Origin of the sequence: Acinetobacter sp. AS23 (genome assembly GCF_023612055.1) — a bacterium.
GTDB classification, from domain to species: domain Bacteria; phylum Pseudomonadota; class Gammaproteobacteria; order Pseudomonadales; family Moraxellaceae; genus Acinetobacter; species Acinetobacter oleivorans.
Window position 1 is genome coordinate 3,209,106 of sequence record NZ_CP082274.1, and the last position, 15,889, is coordinate 3,224,994.

20 protein-coding genes and 1 riboswitch are annotated in these 15,889 nt (G+C 38.7%); of the genes, 8 read left to right on the forward strand and 12 right to left on the reverse strand.

Annotated features, from left to right (window positions below; translation table 11 throughout):
• Positions 1 to 91 precede the first annotated feature (91 nt).
• The gene (gene panD / locus K6I41_RS15180; protein ID WP_002120296.1) at positions 92 to 472 is read left to right on the forward strand and encodes an aspartate 1-decarboxylase; all 381 of its coding nucleotides are present in this window, start codon (positions 92 to 94) and stop codon (positions 470 to 472) included.
• A 55-nt stretch (positions 473 to 527) separates the two neighbouring features.
• Here panD and K6I41_RS15185 read toward each other — a convergent pair whose 3' ends face one another.
• Both K6I41_RS15185 and K6I41_RS15190 read right to left on the reverse strand, forming a co-directional pair.
• A complete protein-coding gene (locus K6I41_RS15185; protein ID WP_151989108.1) occupies positions 528 to 1,079 on the reverse strand; it encodes a GDYXXLXY domain-containing protein in 552 nt (183 codons plus the stop codon).
• Positions 1,076 to 2,860 (reverse strand): DUF2157 domain-containing protein, encoded by a 1,785-nt coding sequence (locus K6I41_RS15190; RefSeq protein WP_250374723.1) that lies wholly within the window; start codon positions 2,858 to 2,860, stop codon positions 1,076 to 1,078. The genes K6I41_RS15185 and K6I41_RS15190 overlap by 4 nt, the downstream gene beginning before the upstream one ends.
• Positions 2,861 to 3,036: 176 nt before the next feature.
• Positions 3,037 to 3,187, forward strand: a riboswitch (FMN riboswitch).
• A gap of 91 nt (positions 3,188 to 3,278) precedes the next feature.
• Between K6I41_RS15190 and ribB the strand changes: the two genes are divergently transcribed.
• Positions 3,279 to 3,938, forward strand: a complete 660-nt coding sequence (gene ribB / locus K6I41_RS15195; RefSeq protein ID WP_005303071.1) for a 3,4-dihydroxy-2-butanone-4-phosphate synthase — start codon at positions 3,279 to 3,281, stop codon at positions 3,936 to 3,938.
• Positions 3,939 to 3,997: 59 nt separating this feature from the next.
• Here ribB and K6I41_RS15200 read toward each other — a convergent pair whose 3' ends face one another.
• Entirely contained in the window at positions 3,998 to 4,672 is a 675-nt protein-coding gene (locus K6I41_RS15200; protein WP_174744240.1) for an HAD-IA family hydrolase, read from the reverse strand.
• 97 nt (positions 4,673 to 4,769) lie between these two features.
• Here K6I41_RS15200 and K6I41_RS15205 point away from each other — a divergent pair, with 97 nt between their 5' ends.
• Positions 4,770 to 5,537, forward strand: a complete 768-nt coding sequence (locus K6I41_RS15205) for a hydroxymethylpyrimidine/phosphomethylpyrimidine kinase (protein WP_192836485.1) — start codon at positions 4,770 to 4,772, stop codon at positions 5,535 to 5,537.
• A 43-nt stretch (positions 5,538 to 5,580) separates the two neighbouring features.
• Here the strand turns inward: K6I41_RS15205 and lysM are convergent, their stop codons facing one another.
• The 6 genes from lysM to K6I41_RS15235 all read right to left on the reverse strand — a co-directional run bounded on the left by lysM (position 5,581) and on the right by K6I41_RS15235 (position 9,250).
• Positions 5,581 to 6,054: a peptidoglycan-binding protein LysM gene (gene lysM / locus K6I41_RS15210; protein WP_005303067.1), complete on the reverse strand. Its 474-nt coding sequence runs from the start codon at positions 6,052 to 6,054 to the stop codon at positions 5,581 to 5,583.
• A 185-nt stretch (positions 6,055 to 6,239) separates the two neighbouring features.
• Positions 6,240 to 6,476, reverse strand: a complete 237-nt coding sequence (acpP, locus tag K6I41_RS15215; protein ID WP_004641570.1) for an acyl carrier protein — start codon at positions 6,474 to 6,476, stop codon at positions 6,240 to 6,242.
• An 84-nt stretch (positions 6,477 to 6,560) separates the two neighbouring features.
• Positions 6,561 to 7,295, reverse strand: a complete 735-nt coding sequence (fabG, locus tag K6I41_RS15220) for a 3-oxoacyl-ACP reductase FabG (RefSeq protein WP_004794212.1) — start codon at positions 7,293 to 7,295, stop codon at positions 6,561 to 6,563.
• Entirely contained in the window at positions 7,292 to 8,278 is a 987-nt protein-coding gene (fabD, locus tag K6I41_RS15225) for an ACP S-malonyltransferase (protein WP_250374724.1), read from the reverse strand. The genes fabG and fabD overlap by 4 nt, the downstream gene beginning before the upstream one ends.
• 151 nt (positions 8,279 to 8,429) lie before the next feature.
• A complete protein-coding gene (gene rpmF, locus K6I41_RS15230) occupies positions 8,430 to 8,615 on the reverse strand; it encodes a 50S ribosomal protein L32 (RefSeq protein WP_000290730.1) in 186 nt (61 codons plus the stop codon).
• Between the two features lie 74 nt (positions 8,616 to 8,689).
• On the reverse strand, positions 8,690 to 9,250 hold the full coding sequence (locus K6I41_RS15235; RefSeq protein WP_004794216.1) for a YceD family protein: 561 nt from the start codon (positions 9,248 to 9,250) through the stop codon (positions 8,690 to 8,692).
• 96 nt (positions 9,251 to 9,346) lie between these two features.
• Here K6I41_RS15235 and K6I41_RS15240 point away from each other — a divergent pair, with 96 nt between their 5' ends.
• The 5 genes from K6I41_RS15240 (at position 9,347) to rluB (ending at position 13,287) form a co-directional block, all read left to right on the forward strand.
• On the forward strand, positions 9,347 to 10,009 hold the full coding sequence (locus K6I41_RS15240) for an elongation factor P hydroxylase (RefSeq protein WP_250374725.1): 663 nt from the start codon (positions 9,347 to 9,349) through the stop codon (positions 10,007 to 10,009).
• Positions 10,010 to 10,098: 89 nt separating this feature from the next.
• A complete protein-coding gene (locus tag K6I41_RS15245) occupies positions 10,099 to 10,716 on the forward strand; it encodes an L-threonylcarbamoyladenylate synthase (RefSeq protein ID WP_004794219.1) in 618 nt (205 codons plus the stop codon).
• A 224-nt stretch (positions 10,717 to 10,940) separates the two neighbouring features.
• The gene (locus K6I41_RS15250) at positions 10,941 to 11,732 is read left to right on the forward strand and encodes a segregation and condensation protein A (RefSeq protein ID WP_034590956.1); all 792 of its coding nucleotides are present in this window, start codon (positions 10,941 to 10,943) and stop codon (positions 11,730 to 11,732) included.
• Entirely contained in the window at positions 11,729 to 12,322 is a 594-nt protein-coding gene (scpB, locus tag K6I41_RS15255) for an SMC-Scp complex subunit ScpB (RefSeq protein ID WP_004794223.1), read from the forward strand. The genes K6I41_RS15250 and scpB overlap by 4 nt, the downstream gene beginning before the upstream one ends.
• Positions 12,323 to 12,363: 41 nt before the next feature.
• On the forward strand, positions 12,364 to 13,287 hold the full coding sequence (rluB, locus tag K6I41_RS15260; RefSeq protein WP_004794225.1) for a 23S rRNA pseudouridine(2605) synthase RluB: 924 nt from the start codon (positions 12,364 to 12,366) through the stop codon (positions 13,285 to 13,287).
• A gap of 52 nt (positions 13,288 to 13,339) precedes the next feature.
• On the opposite strand, the gene bioD is transcribed toward rluB, so the two are convergent.
• From bioD to K6I41_RS15275, 3 genes are read right to left on the reverse strand one after another with little or no spacing between them, the layout of a single operon-like run.
• On the reverse strand, positions 13,340 to 13,984 hold the full coding sequence (gene bioD / locus K6I41_RS15265; protein WP_250374726.1) for a dethiobiotin synthase: 645 nt from the start codon (positions 13,982 to 13,984) through the stop codon (positions 13,340 to 13,342).
• A complete protein-coding gene (gene bioC / locus K6I41_RS15270) occupies positions 13,985 to 14,734 on the reverse strand; it encodes a malonyl-ACP O-methyltransferase BioC (RefSeq protein WP_250374727.1) in 750 nt (249 codons plus the stop codon).
• Positions 14,731 to 15,888, reverse strand: a complete 1,158-nt coding sequence (locus K6I41_RS15275; protein WP_250374728.1) for an 8-amino-7-oxononanoate synthase — start codon at positions 15,886 to 15,888, stop codon at positions 14,731 to 14,733. Before K6I41_RS15275 ends, bioC begins: the two co-directional genes overlap by 4 nt.
• Position 15,889 lies beyond the last annotated feature (1 nt).

Below are 15,889 nucleotides of genomic sequence, written 5' to 3' on the forward strand. Positions count from 1 at the left end.
GCAAAATGCGCATCAGCCACTTTGCCAACCGCAAAAGCTAAAGATTTCACCATAAGATCTACATCTTAGGTCTACTCAGGAGACGCTAGCCATGCTATCTCGTTTATTAAAATGCAAAATTCACCGTGCAGTTGTAACCCATGCTGAACTTCACTATGAAGGTTCTTGTGCAATTGATGGCGTATTGATGGACTTAGCTGGTATTCGTGAATATGAAGAAATTCATGTTTGGAATGTAACCAATGGCAAACGCTTCACGACTTATGCGATTCGTGGTGAAGATAACTCTGGAATTATTTCAGTAAACGGCGGTGCTGCACATCAAGCAGACGTTGGTGATCTAGTCATTATTGCTACATTTGGTGATTTTACTGAAGCTGAAGCAAACATTCATAAACCACGTTTGGTCTATGCAAATCCAAATAATACAGTCAACCACACAGCGAATTGTATCCCTGTTCAAGTTGCCTAATTTCTTCTAAGAATAAAAAAGCCCGCATTGACGGGCTTTTATAATTTTATAAATCCTAAATCGTTCCTTCCCACCAGTTCTTTTGCTGTTTGCAATTTAATGCTTGAAGCCCCTCTCCTCGCAAATCAAACAGAATCGCCTCTCCTTTTGTATTTACCTTAAATTCAGCATACTTTGCTTTCTGATAGCATTGAGCTAGACCTTCGGCAAACAAGAAACTTCGTGAAGCGGGATATAAAGCCTGTAAACGATTTTCAGGATTTTTTAAAATTAAACTTTGCCCAGCAACTGAATTGTTACTATCTAAAATTGTACGAACTACTCGATTTTGTGAATCCAAAATAACTTTTGCTGGAACAGAAGAATGATTAAAAATTACCTGATCTAGAGCCTCACTCTCACTTCCCGCAAGAGCTTTAAGAGATTGTAAATTTAACTCATAAGCCAGTGCCATATAGTCACCTTGTAAAATTGAACGAGGATCAACTGGTCTAAGCTCAATAAAAATACTTTTACTATGATGCAGATGCCATTCGTTTTTCACTACTAATCCTACAAAGATTAATATGGTGGCGAATGCAAGAATAAGCGAAAAATACTTTTTCATTCTTTCTCTCCTTCAATAAGATCACCTTTATTTTCACGATGAAGTAACCATGACAGAGCCAAGAGAACAACACCAGAAATAAAAATTGAGGCACTCTTGGATAGAAAAGTTATTTGTAAGTTGTAGTAGAGCTGCCAGAACACTAAAACTAATACAGCCAAGCTAACTCCATAAACAATATAATCTTTCTTTTTTAATGCCCAAGTTAAAATAATGAACAGGATAAAAATTTCAAAATAGCCAAGTGTAATAAGCAATATGCCAAAAATTAAAAAGGCAAAAAAAGTGACTCCATGAAGTTGTCGATATAAATGAAAAATACTAAAACATAGCAACCATATGCTAGGTAGCAAATATAAAACCCATAGCTGCTGATCTATCGGACTCTCTGGGATTAAACCCATAAAAGCATCAAAAAAAGAAGCTGCTAAAATTACGACAAGCACACATAAAAAAATACTACGCTCATATAGCGCTATTGATTTGCACTTAGGCAACAGCACCAAACTAAAAACCAAGTAACTAAGAAAAGTTAAATTTAAATAGGTCTGATTAGAATGTATAGACCACAATGAATGGTCTAGTTGTAGCAAATAGAAAAAAGCAATGCCATAGGTAGCAAGCATTTGAATTAAAATGAAGAACCAATGCGGTTTAAGGAAATAACTGATACATAGAATAAAAATCTGTGCAATTAAAACCCATAGAATTTGATCTGTTTCTGAACCAAGATGAAATAAGAAAGCAGTCTGTCCACTAATAAATAAACAATAAGCAAATTGCCGAAAGAAATAGCTTTGTGATTTCTTTAAAAGAATAAAAGCTAATCCAACAAAAATAATTCCAATGACTAAAGAAATAGCCTCCCAAAACACCAGCGTAAAAGCTGCAAGTGCTAGACCTGCAAGCCAAGCACCAATTGCCAATGGAATGACATAAAAGCGGCTTTGACGAAAAATTTTTATTAAAAGATAACTAATCAGTGCAAACCAAATAAAAATAATGCCCGCAATCAATAAAAAGATGAACTCATTAGAATCTTTAAATAAGTTATTAATCCCATCTACAAGCCATATTGTTGCAGTCACGCCGAGAACAGCAGCCATTAAACTGGCACATAACTGATCATCTTTTTTGAAGAAATAATAAAAAGCGATTAGTCCTGAAAAGAACGCCGAGATCAGATAAGGAATATTATCATTCGATAAATATTGGATCATTTCAATGATTGAAATAACTGCAAACCAAGCGATAAAAACAAATCTTAAAGCGCGATACTTCTTTATACACACCCCAAACTCGACAAGGCTTAATAAATTTAGAGCGAACAGATATAAATATGGAAACTTTTCTGACCAAAAAGTCTGTTTAAAAAATAAAAAAAGTGTGAGCTGGCTGGTTATACAAATTAGACCAAAAATTCCAATATTCGGTCGATATAGCCACGGTAGTAAAAGCAATGCCCAAATTAAAAAAAGCAAATAACTGTCTGCAGCAGTTTGATAAACCTGTCCGATAACGGCCAAGCTTAAGCCTATCATCAAGCCACAAATACTGTGTAAGGTCTGCCTAACACCTTCAGTTAAGGTATCTTTTACACTGAACCATGCTGTCACAAGTAATATAAGGGGCGGGATAGCGAGTTGAATGCTATCTGGAAGCATCAACCAATTAGCAGCAATTAAATAAAGAATACTTACCGCCATAAATACATAACTGAAAATATGGAGATGCTGAATAAATGAGCTATTTGTTAGAGGATAATAGTCTCTTATCTGCATGAAACACCTATTTTATTTATAATTTTCTATAAAAAACATAGCATTCCATTTTCATATCAACAAGTAAGCTCTTGTTAAAAAGCCTAATTCTGTTTATGAAAATACTTATTCATAAAGAGACTTAGCATTCTACAAAAGCATCTAGCCAATTTTGCCAAGCGCGTTATAATAAAACCCATCGCTTCAGGGCGGGGTGTAATTCCCCACCGGTGGTAAAGTTAATTTTTATGATTAGATTAACAAGCCCACGAGCTTAAATTTTTTAATTTGAGCAGATTTGGTGAAACTCCAAAGCCGACGGTATAGTCCGGATGAAAGAAGACGACGAACTGGGATAAATCCGTTTTTATTTCAGTGCCAGCCTGTTTTTACATCAGTCCTGAAATGTTCAACCGTATTTTTACGAGAGCGTTTCATTATGTCTAGCTTAATTCAACCAGAACTTTTTTTCTCAGCCCTCTCTCCTGCTGAGCAACGCATTCAACAAGCATTAGAAGATATCCGTAAAGGCAAACCAGTCTTGGTTATGGATGACTTTGACCGTGAAAATGAAGCTGATCTCATTGTTGCAGCCGAAACATTAACGGTAGAAACAATGGCACGCATGATTCGTGATGGCTCGGGTATCGTATGTTTATGCCTTACAGAAGAGCTAGCAGATCATCTAGAACTACCACCAATGGTTTCTCAAAACTCAAGCCAGTTTCATACCGCTTTCACAGTAACCATTGAAGCTGCTCAAGGTGTTACTACAGGTGTTTCTGCTAAAGACCGTGTTACTACCATTCAAACTGCAATTAAAGATGGTGCTGTCCCAAGCGATCTTAATCGTCCAGGCCACGTTTTTCCATTACGTGCACGTAATGGTGGAGTGCTTACACGACGTGGTCATACTGAAGGAACAATTGATCTCGCACGACTAGCCGGTTTAAAACCTGCTGGTGTGTTATGTGAATTGACTAACCCAGATGGCACAATGGCATCAGGCATTCAAGTTTTGGCTTATGCGCAAACTCATCACTTAACTGTGATTACGATTGAAGAACTTGTTCAATACCGCCAACAACACGGTGTTTAAATAAAAAAAGGTTTGGCTTTATATCAAAGCCAAACCTTCAAATTAAAACTTACTTATATTTAAGATACTTTCTTTTGGGTTTCCAGTCCTTCAACATAATCCAAAAGTTCAGAGAATTGATTAATCATTGCTTTTGGCTGTGCTTGAGCAAGTTCCTCTGCTGTTCCATAGCCATAAGTTACTGCGACTGCCTCAATACCATTATGACGTGCACCTAAAACATCATATTGACGGTCACCTACCATTAAGCATTCTTCTGGGCTTAGTTGCTCATGCTCAAGAATATAATGAATGAGTTCAGCTTTATTGGTGCGCTCACCCGTCAATTCACTGCCATAAATATGTACAAAATATTGGCTTAATTCAAAATGATCCAAGATACGTTTTGCATAAATCGTTGGTTTAGCAGTGGCAACAAATAAACGATACCCTTCCTCTTTTAACGCTTTAAGTGTCTGTACAACAGAAGGATATACTTCATTTTCAAATAAACCAATCACCGAGAAACGCTCACGATAAGCAAGTAGAGCTTGCTCAGCTAACGCATCATCTTGAGTAGCCAACAATTTTGCTAGTGAAGGTTTTAAAGGTGGGCCAATGGTCCAGTCAATATTTAAATCGGCAGCCAATGGATAGCCTAGTTTTTCCATTGCATAGCGAATTGAAGTATGGATACCAACTTTGGGGTCTGTTAGGGTTCCATCTAAATCAATCAAAATATGTTTTATAGCCATTCAATCACTAACCCAGTAAAGTATTTAATTCAATTGGTCGAGAGTTTAATCAAACTCTCTTATACTAACGTAAATTTAAATTGAAAAGGAAATAACCGTGCGTCCAACCGTACTTTGTTTCTCGGGTTTAGACCCTTCAGGTGGTGCAGGTTTACAAGCTGATATTGAAGCGATTGGACAAAGTGGTGCTCATGCAGCAATTGCATGTACAGCACTTACCATTCAGAACTCACAACAAGTATTTGGCTTCGAAGCAACCTCAAAAGAACTATTATTAGCTCAAGCCAATGCCGTTGTTGGTGATTTACCAATTAAATGCGTTAAGTCAGGCATGCTTGGCACTACAGATAATATTGCTGCTCTAGCTGAATTTCTTCGCGCACACCCTGACTATCAATATGTACTTGATCCTGTTTTAGTGGCAAACAGCGGTGGTTCTTTAGGTGATCAAGCGACTCTTGTTAAAGCATTTGTTGAGCTTATTCCCCTAGCCACCATTATTACTCCCAACACGGTCGAATTACGTGCATTAACAGGTACTGATGACTTAGACCAAGCAACCAAAAAACTTTTTAAAATGGGTGCTAAAGCTGTATTAGTTAAAGGTGGGCACGAAGATACACCAGATCATATTAAAAATAGTTTATATATTAATGGTGAACTTGCAGCGAGTAGTAGCTGCCCCCGTCTTGAAGGCGAATATCATGGATCAGGTTGTTCTTTAGCTAGTTTTATTGCGGGTCGTTTAGCTTTAGGTGATTCTTTAAAAATTGCAGTTCAGCATGCTGAAACATGGTTATTCGGTGTTTTAAAGAATGCTGACACTCCAGTGCCAAATGGGCAAAAAATACCAAAAAGATTTTAAAAAGAAAAAAAGGCGCCAAAAGCGCCTTTTTTATTACCCTCAATTATTGAGGAATACGTAAAACCTGTCCAGGGAAGATCTCATCTGGATCTTTTAACATTGGTTTATTTGCTTCAAAGATTTTTGGATACTGATTTGCATCACCGTAAAATTCTTTCGCAATTTTTGAAAGATTGTCACCAGATTTCACTGTATAGAACTTACTTTCTGGTTCAGGAGTTGCAACAGTCATTTGGTCATCTACTTGTGCCACATGATCAATGTTTCCAACAATAAGAATAATTTTCTCTTTATCTGCTTGGCTTTTTACCTGCCCTTTAATAATTGCGGTATCTGTAGCACCATTATAGGTTACAGATAAACCCTCTACCCCTAAGCCTAAACTTTTAATTAAACCTAATAATTTATTTGCAACTTCTTGTGCAGAAGGTTCTGCTGGTGTTGCCGGAGCTGGTTGTGGTTCTGCAGGAGCGGTATTTTTCTTACCAATACCTTTTACAAAATCAAAAAGACCCATCTTTTAGTCCTCATATTATTGTTTATAGTAAAGTCATTAAACTGACCTTTATTGTTATACTTCAAAAAAGTTATGCCTCTGCTATCAATTGAGGTTGATCTTGTAAAAATATGTATCCCTTAAATTTTTTCACAAATAAAAAAAGCCACCTTACGGTGGCCTTCTTTTATTCAGCAATATGCGAATTAACCAAGTTTTTTAGTTACATAGTCAATTGCAGATTGAACTGTAGTGATTTCGTTAGAATCTTCATCAGGGATAGTGATGTCGAAGTCATTTTCGAAAGACATTACAAGCTCAACTAAATCTAAAGAGTCAGCACCTAAGTCATCCATAAAAGATGCTTCGTTTTTAATCTCTTCAGCTTTAAGACCAAGTTGTTCTGCAACCGCTTGTTTAACGCGTAGTTCGATATCGCTCACAGGAATTCTCCTCATTGCTTGTGGCGTTTGATTTGCCACTAGTTTAATTGAATATAAAAATTTTTAAAAGTTTATACATCAGCCTTAAGCCATGTATAAACCACCATTTACATGTAATACCGTACCGGTAATGTAACCTGCTTTATCACTTGCAAGGAAACTCACCGCATTTGCGATATCTTGTGGCTCACCTAAGCGATTTAAAGCCACTTGATCACTCATTTTTTTGCGAATGTCTTCACTAAGTGCATCTGTCATTTCTGTTGCGATGAAACCTGGTGCCACACTGTTCACAGTGATTTGGCGGCTACCCATCTCTTTTGCAAGACTACGGCTAAACGCTTCAATACCTGCTTTTGCAGCAGAGTAGTTCGCTTGGCCTGGGTTTGCAAAGTGCGCAACAACAGAACTAATATTAATAATGCGGCCAAAGCGCGCTTTTGTCATACCTTTAAGCACACGTTTAGATAAACGATATACAGCTTTGAGGTGAATGTTGAGAATGTCATCCCAATCATCTTCTGACATGCGTAGCAATAGATTGTCTTTCGTGATACCCGCATTATTAACCAAAACAAGTACAGGGCCATAGTTCTGTTCAATATGAGAAACGACTGCTTCAATCTCATCGAGATTACGCACATCGAGAGCTAAACCTGCACCTTGCTCACCAAAGCTTTCACTTAACTTTTGTGCACCAGATTCAGATGTCGCAGTACCTACAACAAAATAACCGTCTTGAATAAGTTGCTGGGCAATTGCAGCGCCAATGCCCCGACTCGCGCCCGTTACTAATGCAACTTTGCGTTCTTGTGTCATGCAATTTTTCCTTCTGCCACTAAAACAGCATTTAGGGCATCTTCCATTTTACTCTTGCTATCAATCGCAAAAGCTTTTTCTATATTTGGTAAACGCTTCGCGAGATTACTCAATACTGTACCAGGGCCACACTCAACAACGTAGTGAATACCTTGGTCTTGTAAGAACTGCATCGTGTCTGTCCATTGTACAGATTGGTACAATTGAGCAGTCAACGCCTGACGCAATTGAGCAACATCGGTAGCTATTCCCGCGTTGACATTTTGTATTACAGGTATGGTAGGCAGCTCAATGGCAGTTTGTTCCAAAGCTTCTGCAAATTTTTCAGCAGCAGGCTTCATCAATGAACAATGCGAAGGAACTGACACAGGTAAAGCAATTGCCTTAGCAGACTGCTCTTTTGCCAAAGCCATTACTTGTTGTACAGATGCTGCACTTCCAGCAATTACGACTTGGCCTTGTGAATTATAGTTTGCAGCTTCTACTGAGCCTTGACCTTCTGCATTCACGATTTGGCAAAGTTCAACCACTTTTTCATCAGCCAAACCAAGGATTGCAGCCATAGCTCCTTCCCCTTGAGGAACAGCGCTTTGCATGAGTTTGCCACGCAAATTCACGAGTTTCACTGCATCTGCCAAACTCATAGATCCTGCAGCAACCAAAGCACTGTATTCACCTAGAGAATGTCCTGCAAGGTACTTAGGTGCCAGACCACCTAAATCAAGCCATACACGCCATAAAGCGATGCTGGCAGTTAATAACACAGGTTGGGTATTTTCTGTTTGGTTGAGACCTTCACCACTTTGCGCAATATGCCACAGATCAAATCCAAGTGCATCTGAAGCTTCCGCAAAGGTTTGCCCAACCCCACTAAACTGTTCTGCTAGTTCAGCAAGCATACCGACTTTTTGTGAACCTTGACCTGGAAACACAAACGCAGTTTTTGTGGCTAAAGCTACTTGTTCAAGACGTTTAGCAGACATAAGAAATCCTTTTTTGGGTTTTCACTCATTTCTGGAGCGGAAATTTAACATGTTATTTATATTTTTATAATTGCGAAAAACAACAAAAAAAGGGAGCTTTCGCTCCCATTTTTTCTATACTTAAGCATCACGCTTAATGCATATCATACAATTATTCAGCATCAGCTGCTTTAGCGAATAATTGACGACCACGGTAGAAACCGTCTTTAGTCACGTGGTGACGACGATGAGTTTCACCAGTTGCTTGGTCTACTGTTAATGCATTCTCGGTTAAAGCGTCATGTGAACGGCGCATGTCACGGCGAGAGCGACTTTTACGGTTTTGCTGAACGGCCATGATGGCTCCTTACAAAGATCGAAAAAATGGATCAGAACAAATTCAGTTGTCTTATCTCACAATTATATCACAAATTATGAGTTAAGTTTACCCTTCAAACCTGCCAAAACATCAAACGGGTTATCCCGTTTTTCTTCAACAACATTTTGAATGGTAGGTTGATGTTTATTTTCACAAGCATCATGCTTGGGAGATAAAGGCATCAACAATAACAGTTCATCTTCTAGTAATGCGAGCAAGTTAATCGAGGCTGGCGTATCATAATCGCCTTTCGTCGAAGACTCACTTTCACCTAAAACGATGAAATCAGCATCCTCATCCAAGCGCTCTATCAGTGACTCATCATCCACTAATGCAATATGAAAGTCTAAGACAAGAGGCATTTCAACAGGTTCCAAACAACGTTGGCACTCCATTGGAACTATCGTGTCCATATGACCATCCATCCACACAATGCGATGATATGCATCCATTGATAGCTTACAGTCTATGTTGATCAATTGGTTATCAATTGATCCAACAGCTTCACGAGCGATACGAGCAAAGCGAGACAAGGGCAGTTGACCTGACCATGTAAAGCCTTGTTCAGCCCATTTAAACGGCTCAATCTGTGCCGGAAAGGTATTTGCTGACATAATTAAGGCGGCAATTCTACAAATTCATCGGTACTCTGTCAAAGATTAAGATACAATTTTGCACTTCTTTAGACAGAACTCGGGGTAAATTAAGCAATGCACCTGTTGCAGCCGCAACCTGAAGTTAACACTTCATTACTCGTTTGCACCCATTCAACCCATCAGAACACTCTTGTACCTGACATAGTGCAACTCTCACCATGGTCAAGCTCAAAATCGGAGTCTGAGCAAGTCGATTGGCTTATTTTACACTTTAATCACTGGTTTTCCCACCATAATGTGACATTAGTTCGTGGAGATTTTGAACCAGAATATTTCCCTGCAACAAATATAGAACCTGCCAAGATTCAATTCGCCCATGGTTTCTTTAATAGCGCCTTGCATGAAATTAGTCATTGGTCTATTGCTGGTGAAAAAAGACGTCTATTACCGGATCTAGGATATTGGTACGCTCCCGATGGCCGTACGCAAGAACAGCAAAGTCTATTTGAACAAGTCGAAGTTAAGCCTCAGGCAATTGAATGGTTGTTTGCACAATCTTTTGGTAGAAAATTTAGAGTCTCGCTTGATAACCTGACAGGTGATGGTGGAGATGGCAAAATTTTTAAAGATAATGTCTATACTCAAGTACAACGTTACTTTTCAGGTGAAGCCAAGTTGCCACGTGATGCAGCAGCATTTATTGGTTTTATTTGCCAATGTACACGTTCAGGCCTAGCATTACAATTAAATGAATTTAAACGTGAACTCCTTGATTAATTGACAAAAAAACCACGTTAATTACTTGCATAGGTTGTTTAAAAAGCCTAATAATTATTTTAACACTGGCGTGATGGAGTCTCTAAAATATGATGCATTTACATGTACATCCTGAAAATCCACAGCAACGCCTTATTAGCCAAGCGGTTGAACGCATTCGTGCCGGAGATGTTGTGGTTTATCCTACCGATGCAGCCTACGCAATTGGGTGCCAAATCGGTAATAAAAATGCCATGGAACGTATTGCGCAGATTCGCGGTTTAGGACCTAAACATCAATATGCCATTATGTGCTGTGACTTATCAGATATTGCAACGTATGCAAAAGTTGATAATGCGACATATCGTTTATTGAAAGCGAATACCCCTGCTATAACGACATTCATTTTACCTGCAACAAGTGAAGTTCCTCGTAGGTTAATGCATCCTAAGAAGAAAACGATTGGCTTACGTATTCCAAGTAATCCAATTTGTCAGGCTTTATTACAAGAACTTGGTGAGCCCCTACTTACGAGTACATTAATTTTACCGGGCCAAGAAGATCCTCTAGATGATCCTTACGATATTGAAAATCAGCTAGATAAACGAATCGATGTATTTATTGATGGTGGTTTCGGTACTTTAACAAGCACAAGTATTGTCGACTTATCGGGTGAACATCCTGAAATTATCCGTCGTGGTATTGGCGATGTAAGTGCTTTTGAATAAGCACTTACAATTTTTACCAATAGTTTTAAAAAAAGTATTATCACTCAAAAAAATACTCTTTATTTATTTTGGATTTTTTTTACACTTTAGTCGTTAAGTAATTTATTAAAATGCACAATTCATTTAGAATGATTTTCACTATCTGCTGTTCTTCTGTTTACAGCTCTCTTTGACTTGAATAACAAGTCTCATGCTTTTGAAAATTCGCGTGGCTTATAATCGTAATGAATCAATCACTTCATCAATCCATGGAAGACGCTCCACACATCCGTGTTTTAGATGAGTGGCATGACAAGATTCCTGAAGATCTCTATATCCCTCCTGCTGCATTTGAGATTTTGCTCGAACAGTTTGAAGGTCCACTAGATTTTTTAATTTATCTGATTCAAAAAAACGGTTTTGATTTAATTCACGTCGATATTGCGCCTATAGCAACTCAATATTTAACTTATATGGATAGTATGAAATCCTTAAATATTGAGCTAACCGCTGATTATATGGTGATGGCCGCTTTATTGGCAGATTTAAAGTCTCGCCTACTTTTACCAAAGCCAACAATCATCAGTATTGAAAAAGACCCTAAACAAGAACTTATTGATCGACTTGAAACCTATCTACGTATCAAGCAAGCGGCTGAACGTTTGGGTCAAATGCCAATTCTTGAGCGTGATACATTCAGCGCAAATGTGAGCTTAGGTCATATTGCTCCTGTTTATGAAGGCTATGATATTTCAGCATTGCATGACGCATTGTTTTGTGTGTTTAACCGACCAGAACCTATTACGCATGTTGTAGCTCAAGAGCCTGTCTTACTCGAAGAACGCATTGCATATATTGAAGAGAAATTAGAGTCTGGTGACGTGTTAAGTTTTAAAGAATTACTCAATCCTCTGCAAGGTCGCATGGGAATGGTTGTGACATTTATGGCTGTTTTAGAGTTAACCCGACAACAGCGAATTAAAATTATTGCCTCAGGTATTGAAGCTCCGTTAGCAATTCAAGGATCTTCAATATGAGCTTTGAACAAAATAATACGGATTTGTCATTAGCTGACATTCACCACGAAGTCTTATTACAACTTGAAGCTATTATTTTTGCTAGTGAAGCGCCCGTTTCAATTGCCCGTTTAAAAGAAGCATTTAATAATCAATATAATAAACAACAGCTTCGTCAACTTTTACAACAACTCGCGCTATTACAACATGGCCGATCTATTGAGTTGATTGAAACAGCGCAAGGGTTTCGCTTTCAGGTAAGATCTAAATATCGTAGTATTATTGCTCAAATTTGGCCAGAGCGACCAACAAAACTGTCGCCTTCATTACTAGAAACCCTGGCTGTCATTGCTTATCATCAACCGGTTACCCGCGCTGATATTGAACAAATTCGTGGTGTGTCTAATAATAGTCAGATTCTTAGAACACTATTTGACTGGAACTGGATTAAAGAAGCCGGTTTTAGAGATTTACCCGGAAGACCCGCGTTGCTAATTACAACGCCTCAGTTTCTGAATGCTTTTGGTCTAGCATCGCTAGGCCAATTGCCTCCCCTACAGAACGCCAAGGAAGCCTTTATGGCTCTCGATGCAAATGCACCGAAATCATAAAGAGGTGGACTGTTGATCATTATGTCTAAGGTTGTGCTGTCATGAGTGAAAAATTGCAAAAAGTATTAGCGCGAATCGGATTAGGTTCCCGCCGATATATGGAAGAGGTTATTGCCGCAGGACGCGTGAGTGTAAACGGTCGTGTTGCCCAAGTGGGTGAGCGCATTGAACCAGGCGATGAATTACGCATTGATGGCCGTAAAGTTCAGTTTCAAATTGAAGACGAAATTCGTCGCCGTGTATTGATTTACTATAAGCCAGAAGGCGAAATCTGTTCACGTAATGATCCTGAAAAACGCCCGACTGTATTTGATCATTTGCCACAAATCGCGAATGACCGCTGGGTAATGGTAGGTCGTCTAGATATTAACAGTACTGGTTTATTATTGTTTACAAATGATGGTGAGCTTGCTAACCGCTTAATGCACCCGTCAAATGAAGTTGAACGTGAATATGCTGTTCGAGTTATGGGTGAAGTAACACCTAAAATACGTCAAAACATGGTAAATGGTGTAGAACTTGAAGATGGTCCTGCTAAATTTGAATCCTTCTCGGAAATTGGCGGTGAAGGTATTAACCGCTGGTATCAAGTTGTGGTGAAAGAAGGTCGTAACCGTGAGGTTCGTCGTATTTTTGAATCACAAGAACTTAAAGTAAGCCGCTTATTGCGTACGCGTTACGGTACAGTTATTTTACCACGCGAATTACGTACTGGTCGCTGGATGGAACTCGATAAAACTGACATCGATAATCTAGCAAAATCTGTTGAGTTAAAACCACGTCAAGGTACAGGTTTATTTGGTATGGCAAAACGTCGTACTGACCGTATGACCGAAAAGCCAATGGCTGCTCGTCGTGGCGGTTACTTACGCCAACAACGTCGTGATGAAGAAAAAGAAGCTCCGGCTAACACGGGTAACCAACGTAAATCGACTGGTTTTAACCGTGGTTCAAAGAAATTCTAAGATTTAATGATATAAAAAACCGCTCAAATCAGAGCGGTTTTTTATAGCTTTTTTAATTCATTTTTTCCAGTTCAATCCATTCAGCTTCAGGGAAATGAACTGCTAAATAATCTTTCAGATAATTTGAAGTATCTTGAGAAATTAATGGATCTTTTGATTCATCTTTTAAGTTATAGACCAAAGCTTTTAATTTAAGGCCACGAGACTTAAGTGCTTCAAGACTAAGTAAAGTATGGTTAATACTTCCTAAACGACCTGATGTTACCAAAATAACTGGGTACTGGTGCTGAGCAACATAATCAATGCTAAGCAGACTGGTAGTTAGTGGCACCATTAAGCCGCCCGCACCTTCTAACAATACAATTTCAAAACGCTCTGCCAATGTTTGCGTCGCATTTTCAATTTTTTGAAAATCAATTTCTCGATTATCTAAGCGTGTTGCAAGATGAGGCGAAGCAGGATAGCTAAAAATTTCAGGCATGGTTAGCTTGTCATAATCTTCTTGAAACCAGCCCTGCCCCATAATTTCACGATGCTTTTCAATATCTTTAGAAATATCAGCATTACCTGTCTGAATGAGTTTTTGGGTAATCACTTTTTTACCCTGCTCAGTCCATAATTTTGCTAAAAAGCCTGTAGTGTAGGTTTTACCAATGTCGGTATCAATCCCACTCACAAAATAGATCTGGCCACTCATTTACTTCACTCTCCGGACAATACAATAAATCGGATGGTATGTTAGGGAATATCCCTCAGCGTACTTAAACCGATCATAATCTTGATAAAACTGTTGTAAAGTTTGCTTTGTCCAACGATGCTTAGCAGTTGCCGTTACACCTGTTGCTTTTAAATGCTGCAACACGGCTTTAGGCGAATCAAAATAGAGTTGAGTTTCCGACTCTGCCAAATGCAAAATCTCAAAACCAGCATGAGTTAAGGCACTATTCCAATTTTCAACTGACCAATAACTTAAACCTTGGCCTGTCAGCTCTTTAATTTCTCTTAAATTCTGAGAGCCGAATGTTGAAAAGCATAACCAGCCTTGATCAACTAAAGCCTCATTACAACGCTTAAGCAAAAGCGGCAAATCCTGCATCCATTGCAAAGCAGAACCTGAAACAATCATATCGAGCTGCTGGGGAAACTCTAAAGTTTCAATATCCCCAATCAACCATTTCAGATTTTCTTGATGATTGAAGTGCTGCTGCACATCTGCATACAGATCATTCAAAATTAACTCTTCAATCTGAAAAGATGCAGTAATAAGACGAGTTAAATTGCCAGAACCACAACCGATTTCAAAAACACGTGACATCGTACTTGGGCAAAACTGCTTTAGTAAGCCCATTAAATTTTGGCAAATTTGTTTTTGAACTATTGCATGCTCTGAATAGCTTTGCCCAGCTTTGGCAAAACGCTGGGCAACCAAGTTTTTATTCAAACTCACAGAAAACTCACCAATTCTTCAAGCTCATGTTGCTGCACCATTGACGTTAAAGAAATACGCAAACGTGCACTATTTTTAGGTACTGTTGGTGGGCGTACAGGCATGGCATAAAAGCCGCTTTCTTGAACGTGTTTTGCCTTATCGATCGCAGCCTGACTTTCTCCAACAATAACTGGAACAATATGACTAGTCGACGGGCTTACATAACCCTTTTGTACAACGGCTTGTTGAAGATATTGGCTAATATTTTTTAAGTGTTCACGCTGAGGTTGAGCAACCAATACTTTTTGGAATATAAAGTTTACCCAAGCTACAATAATAGGGGGTTGAGAGGTAGTAAAAATAAGCGGACGCATTTTATTAATAAGATAGTCTTTAATAATTGGATCGCAAATAATGTAACCACCGACTGCTGCTAATGCTTTACCGAAGGTACCCACTAGAAAATCAATTTCCTGAATCACATTATATTGTTCAGCACATCCCAAACCTTGCTGACCACGAACACCAATTGAGTGTGCTTCATCGACATATAGCATGGTTTTAGCAAAACGTTTTTTAAGCTGGACTAATGCGGCTAAATCCGTTTCATCACCATCCATACTAAAAATACTTTCTGTGACCACAATGATTCGTTCAATCTTGTCATCATCATGATACTTTTGCAGAAGTTGTTCTAAGTGCTGTAAATCATTATGTCGATAACGCACATACTGCGCACCAGATAAACGTATACCGTCAATCATGCTCGCATGGACTAACTTATCTGCCAAAATTAAAGTTTTGCTATCAGCAACAGCTGGCAAAATACCAATATTCATGTGATAGCCACTATTAAATAGTAAAACCGACCGACCACCAAATGCATTACTTAGGCTATTTTCCAACTGTTCATATTCATCAAAATTACCCGTCAATAAACGGGCCGATGAAGAACTAAAATAGCTCCGCTCTAACGGCAAGCTATCTAAAAACTCTTGGCGAAGATTGAGATCAGCCGCCAGTCCAAGATAGTCATTTGAAGCTAAGTTGAGCATTGTTTTATTTTGAATTGTAATAAAACGCCCATGCTGCACATTTTGGGTAAATTGTCTGAAATTACCTTGTTGTTTTAACTCATCTAACTCGTTAGCAAAATGATCAAGCAATGACATC

Coding starts and splice junctions, on each gene's coding strand:
- K6I41_RS15190 (WP_250374723.1), bottom strand. CDS start 2,860: ATGCAGATAAGAGACTATTATCCTCTAACAAATAGCTCATTTATTCAG.
- rluB (WP_004794225.1), top strand. CDS start 12,364: ATGAGTGAAAAATTGCAAAAAGTATTAGCGCGAATCGGATTAGGTTCC.
- fabG (WP_004794212.1), bottom strand. CDS start 7,295: ATGACACAAGAACGCAAAGTTGCATTAGTAACGGGCGCGAGTCGGGGC.
- fabD (WP_250374724.1), bottom strand. CDS start 8,278: ATGTCTGCTAAACGTCTTGAACAAGTAGCTTTAGCCACAAAAACTGCG.
- ribB (WP_005303071.1), top strand. CDS start 3,279: ATGTCTAGCTTAATTCAACCAGAACTTTTTTTCTCAGCCCTCTCTCCT.
- K6I41_RS15185 (WP_151989108.1), bottom strand. CDS start 1,079: ATGAAAAAGTATTTTTCGCTTATTCTTGCATTCGCCACCATATTAATC.
- K6I41_RS15200 (WP_174744240.1), bottom strand. CDS start 4,672: ATGGCTATAAAACATATTTTGATTGATTTAGATGGAACCCTAACAGAC.
- lysM (WP_005303067.1), bottom strand. CDS start 6,054: ATGGGTCTTTTTGATTTTGTAAAAGGTATTGGTAAGAAAAATACCGCT.
- rpmF (WP_000290730.1), bottom strand. CDS start 8,615: ATGGCCGTTCAGCAAAACCGTAAAAGTCGCTCTCGCCGTGACATGCGC.
- bioD (WP_250374726.1), bottom strand. CDS start 13,984: ATGAGTGGCCAGATCTATTTTGTGAGTGGGATTGATACCGACATTGGT.
- K6I41_RS15275 (WP_250374728.1), bottom strand. CDS start 15,888: ATGTCATTGCTTGATCATTTTGCTAACGAGTTAGATGAGTTAAAACAA.
- K6I41_RS15240 (WP_250374725.1), top strand. CDS start 9,347: ATGCACCTGTTGCAGCCGCAACCTGAAGTTAACACTTCATTACTCGTT.
- panD (WP_002120296.1), top strand. CDS start 92: ATGCTATCTCGTTTATTAAAATGCAAAATTCACCGTGCAGTTGTAACC.
- K6I41_RS15235 (WP_004794216.1), bottom strand. CDS start 9,250: ATGTCAGCAAATACCTTTCCGGCACAGATTGAGCCGTTTAAATGGGCT.
- scpB (WP_004794223.1), top strand. CDS start 11,729: ATGAGCTTTGAACAAAATAATACGGATTTGTCATTAGCTGACATTCAC.
- K6I41_RS15245 (WP_004794219.1), top strand. CDS start 10,099: ATGATGCATTTACATGTACATCCTGAAAATCCACAGCAACGCCTTATT.
- K6I41_RS15250 (WP_034590956.1), top strand. CDS start 10,941: ATGAATCAATCACTTCATCAATCCATGGAAGACGCTCCACACATCCGT.